The 233-nt window shown below is 76.4% G+C and carries 1 pseudogene; it reads left to right on the top strand.

Annotated elements, in window-relative coordinates:
- Nucleotides 1-233: pseudogene (locus tag KVS71_RS19185) on the top strand (M18 family aminopeptidase); the annotation flags it as partial.

Raw genomic sequence — 233 nt, 5'->3', positions numbered from 1 at the left:
CTGCTCCGGAGCCCTGCTGCGCCCCCCCCCGCTCGCCATCCACCTCGATCGCGGGGACAACAACGGCCTCGCGCCCGACAAGCAGCCCGAGACGCAGCCGGTGTGGGGTCTGGGGGACCCGACCGAGGCCGATGTGCTGGGCGTGCTCGCCGCTTCCTCCGGAGGGGCCGGCGGGGGGTTTCGCGGCTACGACGTCGTCGTCGCCGCCGCCGCAGGGGGCGCCGTGCTCGGCA

Origin of the sequence: Microbacterium sp. GbtcB4 (assembly GCF_019091465.1) — a bacterium.
In the GTDB taxonomy this organism is placed as follows: domain Bacteria; phylum Actinomycetota; class Actinomycetes; order Actinomycetales; family Microbacteriaceae; genus Microbacterium; species Microbacterium paraoxydans.
Note: the sequence above shows the minus strand (reverse complement) of the source record. Positions and strands in the feature narration are given on the sequence as shown.